Below are 3974 nucleotides of genomic sequence, written 5' to 3' on the forward strand. Positions count from 1 at the left end.
CGTTCGATTTCTAGTTCAGTTATGCCTAAAATGGCACCTGCGTGGGACATCGGCTTATCTCCATTAAATGATCTTCGCAAAATCAGTTTAATGAATGCTGATGTCCCCCGTTAATGATGAAGAGCCGTCATCACTAACAAAATCTCAATCCCTCATTTTTGTAGCAGATGTGTAGCATTGATGGACTAATTTTTTAAGGTCTTTCAGTAACTCAGCACATTCTCTAGAAATCTATGAACAAATAGCCGGTATGTCGGTGTATCATTCCGAAGACAAAAGCACCTGTTGCTGGGTGACACGATATTTGAAAAATAAACTGTATACATATACAGTGTTATTATGATACCCATCATCAGCGATGAATAACAAAGAGCTTCTTTATGAACAATACATATAAGTTAATAGACTTATTCTGCGGTGCAGGGGGAATGTCTTTAGGCTTCACTGATGAGCGATTCTGTGGGGGATTTGAAAGCATTCTCGCTCTGGATAATGACAAGGCTGCCGTTGATACTTACAACAGCAATTTCGGCGAAGACAACCACTGTATACAGCAAAATATAGAAGATTGGCTGTTAGGGCATGAAGTACCAACTGCAGATATAGTGATCGGAGGCCCTCCTTGCCAAGGGTTCAGCTTGCTCAATAAAAATAGAGAAGGTGATTCAAGAAGAGCACTTTGGGAACCCTACCTAGATATAGTAAACAGATCAGGGGCTTCTATTTTTGTAATGGAAAACGTACAAGGTTTATTAAGCAGCCCCGAATTCCATGACATCCTCGAGAGAGCTACGAGCTACGGCTTTGAAATGCTCCAGCCGTCAGTTCTAAATACTGCTGACTATGGTGTTCCGCAAACTCGTAAACGCGCTATTGCGATTGGTATTCGCGCTGAGGACTTTGATATGGGATCTCTCCCAGCCTTTCCGCCCGAACCGACCCACTGCTCACCAAGTGAAAAGTCATATCTTCCTCACTGGAGAACGGTAAGAGAATTCATCTCCGACCTTCCGAAAATACCGGAAGGAATCGAAATAAGAGATGATGTTCCTCCTCCGTTAAACCTACATTTTGGTAGGAAACCAACCGAGATAAGCAAGCAAAGATACAGAGCTGTGCCACCTGGCGGCAACAGGTTTGATCTGCAACGGAACAGGCCGGATATTACGCCTCAATGCTGGATTAACAAGAAATCCGGTGGTACTGACTTGTTTGGGCGTCTATGGTGGGATAGACCTTCCGTTACAATCAGAACAGAGTTTTTTAAACCGGAGAAAGGCAGGTACCTCCACCCCACCGAAGACAGACCTATAACTCATAGGGAGGCAGCTCGGTTGATGTCTTTCCCTGATAACTTTATTTTTAAGGGCTCAAAAATAGAAGTAGCTAGGCAGATCGGCAATGCCGTTCCCCCAACGTTTGCAGGTCATATTGCAAAATTCGTATCACAACTACTTCAACAAAGAATTAGCAAGAAGAATAAGAGAGCAGCTTAAATGGCAAGAAGGTCGAAAAGGGATACGCCGGAAAGCTTACGAGTAGAGCTGATTAACCTACTCTCCAAGTTTGAAGAAAAGCTGCTAGACGAAAACTTAAGAGAGCAGGTAAAAGGTTTGGTTCCTGCAAATCATTTACTGAGGGACTTGGGTAGCTCACTGATTAAAGATGACGGTGCGTCCTCTGCACGAGATAGAATCTTGTCGTATTTGAGGAAATATACCGGCACATTACTTGTTGGTGACGAGCTGATGGTGGTTGCGGGAATAAGTGAGTACGCCAGGCGGATTAGAGAGCTCAGGGTAGAAATGGGATGGCCTATCCTCGCTGGCAAAGCGATAAAGGACATGCTAGCAGAGGGAGAGGTAATTGAAAACATATCAGATGCCAGCAAAATTAAGACTGACACCTATTTCCTTGTTCAGGATCAGCAAGATAAGGAAGCTGCTTTTCGCTGGAATCTAGCGAATGAGATAAGAAAGAAGAAAATATCCGTCAAAGATAAAATCATTAGTTATCTAAGAGAAAACGTAGGAAAGGAAATAAACGGCGAAGAACTCAAGTATCTGGCCAATGACAAGTCTGAGTGGGCAAGACGGGTTAGAGAGCTAAGAACAGAAGACGGTTGGCCAGTAGCAACGAGACAATCAGGAAGACCAGAGCTAAAGGTTGGTGTGTATATTCTTGAGGAAGATAGACAAGCTGCAGTGCACGACAGGAAAATTCCTGACCCAATCAGAGTTGAGACACTTGAACGAGACAATTTTTCATGCAAGGTATGTGACTGGAACTACTCGAAGAGACGCCCTGAAGACAAAGTTAGAAACTTACTTGAACTGCACCATATTGAACATCACGCTTCAGGTGGGAAGAATGTACTCAACAATTTAATTACTCTTTGCAATATGTGCCACGATGAAGTGCATAGAGGAAATATATCGAGCCAAGAGTTAAAAGAACTGATTTCTGTTGGATAACATCAAGCCCGAAGAACGCCGCGCGAACATGCAGGCTGTAAAGCAGAAAAACACAAAGCCCGAGGTCTTGGTTAGGAAATTACTTCACAGCCTCGGCTATCGATTTCGGATCCACAAAAAAGGGCTACCAGGTACACCTGATATTGTACTGCCGAAGTACAAGACTTGTATTTTTGTTCATGGCTGTTTTTGGCATCACCACAAAGACTGTAAAAGATCCCCTCTTCCGAAAACAAACACTAGTTTTTGGGAGAACAAGATAATGCGGAATGTCGCAAGAGACAAAAAGCATATTGAAGACCTTCAGCGGCTGGGATGGAAAGTGTTGGTAATTTGGGAATGTGAGACAAAATCCGCAAAGGCTATACAATCCAAATTTTTAGAGGTCTTTAAAAGTTAAAGTCGTACAGTTATTTACAGAACTCCAAGTTTAGGGAAAGAAGCCCCGCTCATTTGTACCTGCCATTGGTGTACTCGGGTTATGAATTCCCGGCCAGCGTGAAGGATGCCTTTCAACTTGTAAGCTATAGTGCCGTCGAACCAACTGGTTTTGATGGCACCGGATTTCCGATCAAAGCCAAATTCGAAATAGGGCCTGATTGTCTGGTCCTTGCGCTTACAGAATACTCCTCCCATAGCCTGGGTATAACGATGTCAACGACACCATTTTAGACTCATCTTCGGCGTACCTTGCTACTTCCAGACAGGCCAAAGGGTATTTTTTTAAAAAACCGGTTACGCTCCTGCCAGTTGAATACCTTTTACTTGGCTCTCTCTTGCTGGCTGGCATCTTGAGCATGAACACGGCGGTTTTCGCTTTAGGTTATAGATTTAATCAGCGCTTATGTCACAAGTTCTGTCACTAGTTGTTCAATGTCACCTTTCATCTACCATGCGCTTGGCAAGTCTTCGTGCTGGCCTTTACATGGGCTTGCAGCCCTCTGTATTGACCAACTCTGCAGCAAAACGACTAAGGGACATCAGTACTGAGTGGAGGCTAGCACCTCACTCCGACTAAGAACTCAGTCCTTGGTTTTTATTATATTTTCTTAATGATGAGAGGAGAGCCCACCAAGAGGCACTGGACTGATGGAACTAAAAGTTCCTCTGAAGAATACAACACCTTATGGAGCCACCATGAAATCCATCTCAATATTGCCATTAGTCTTTCTGTTGAACGCCTGCCTGAGTACAACGACTTTACAAGGAGGAGATGTATATTTCGAGAAAGAGGATGAAAAAATCTTAGCATTAGAAGAGTTAAGTAAAATTGATCTGATTTATGAACTCGACCCGAAGAAAAAAGGGTTCTGTAACGAGCCAACCTATCGTGGAAGAATATCAGATACAATCAAGATAAAGTGCGCACTAGATGTGACCTTCTCCCCAGATTTAACACCATGACTTTGATGAGATTTCCAATAAACTGGAGCCAATGGAGATCTCAGAATGAAAAAACGTTATACCGAAGAACAAATCATCAAGGCCATTAAGCAGCAT

Annotated in this window: 4 protein-coding genes; all 4 read left to right on the plus strand. The window is 43.2% G+C overall.

The window, feature by feature from the left end:
• The first annotated feature begins 380 nt into the window (after positions 1 to 380).
• Complete coding sequence (locus J0A66_RS21345) at positions 381 to 1496, plus strand: DNA cytosine methyltransferase (protein WP_206575886.1); 1116 nt, start codon at positions 381 to 383, stop codon at positions 1494 to 1496.
• Complete coding sequence (locus J0A66_RS21350; RefSeq protein ID WP_206575887.1) at positions 1497 to 2474, plus strand: HNH endonuclease; 978 nt, start codon at positions 1497 to 1499, stop codon at positions 2472 to 2474.
• Positions 2475 to 2502: 28 nt separating this feature from the next.
• Positions 2503 to 2874: a very short patch repair endonuclease gene (locus J0A66_RS21355; protein ID WP_241264367.1), complete on the plus strand. Its 372-nt coding sequence runs from the start codon at positions 2503 to 2505 to the stop codon at positions 2872 to 2874.
• A gap of 689 nt (positions 2875 to 3563) precedes the next feature.
• Positions 3564 to 3878 (plus strand): hypothetical protein, encoded by a 315-nt coding sequence (locus tag J0A66_RS21360; protein WP_206575888.1) that lies wholly within the window; start codon positions 3564 to 3566, stop codon positions 3876 to 3878.
• The last annotated feature ends 96 nt before the right edge of the window (positions 3879 to 3974 follow it).

Source organism: Bowmanella dokdonensis (genome assembly GCF_017254865.1).
GTDB classification, from domain to species: Bacteria; Pseudomonadota; Gammaproteobacteria; order Enterobacterales; family Alteromonadaceae; genus Bowmanella; species Bowmanella dokdonensis.

Coding starts and splice junctions, on each gene's coding strand:
- J0A66_RS21350 (WP_206575887.1), top strand. CDS start 1,497: ATGGCAAGAAGGTCGAAAAGGGATACGCCGGAAAGCTTACGAGTAGAG.
- J0A66_RS21345 (WP_206575886.1), top strand. CDS start 381: ATGAACAATACATATAAGTTAATAGACTTATTCTGCGGTGCAGGGGGA.
- J0A66_RS21355 (WP_241264367.1), top strand. CDS start 2,503: ATGCAGGCTGTAAAGCAGAAAAACACAAAGCCCGAGGTCTTGGTTAGG.
- J0A66_RS21360 (WP_206575888.1), top strand. CDS start 3,564: ATGGAACTAAAAGTTCCTCTGAAGAATACAACACCTTATGGAGCCACC.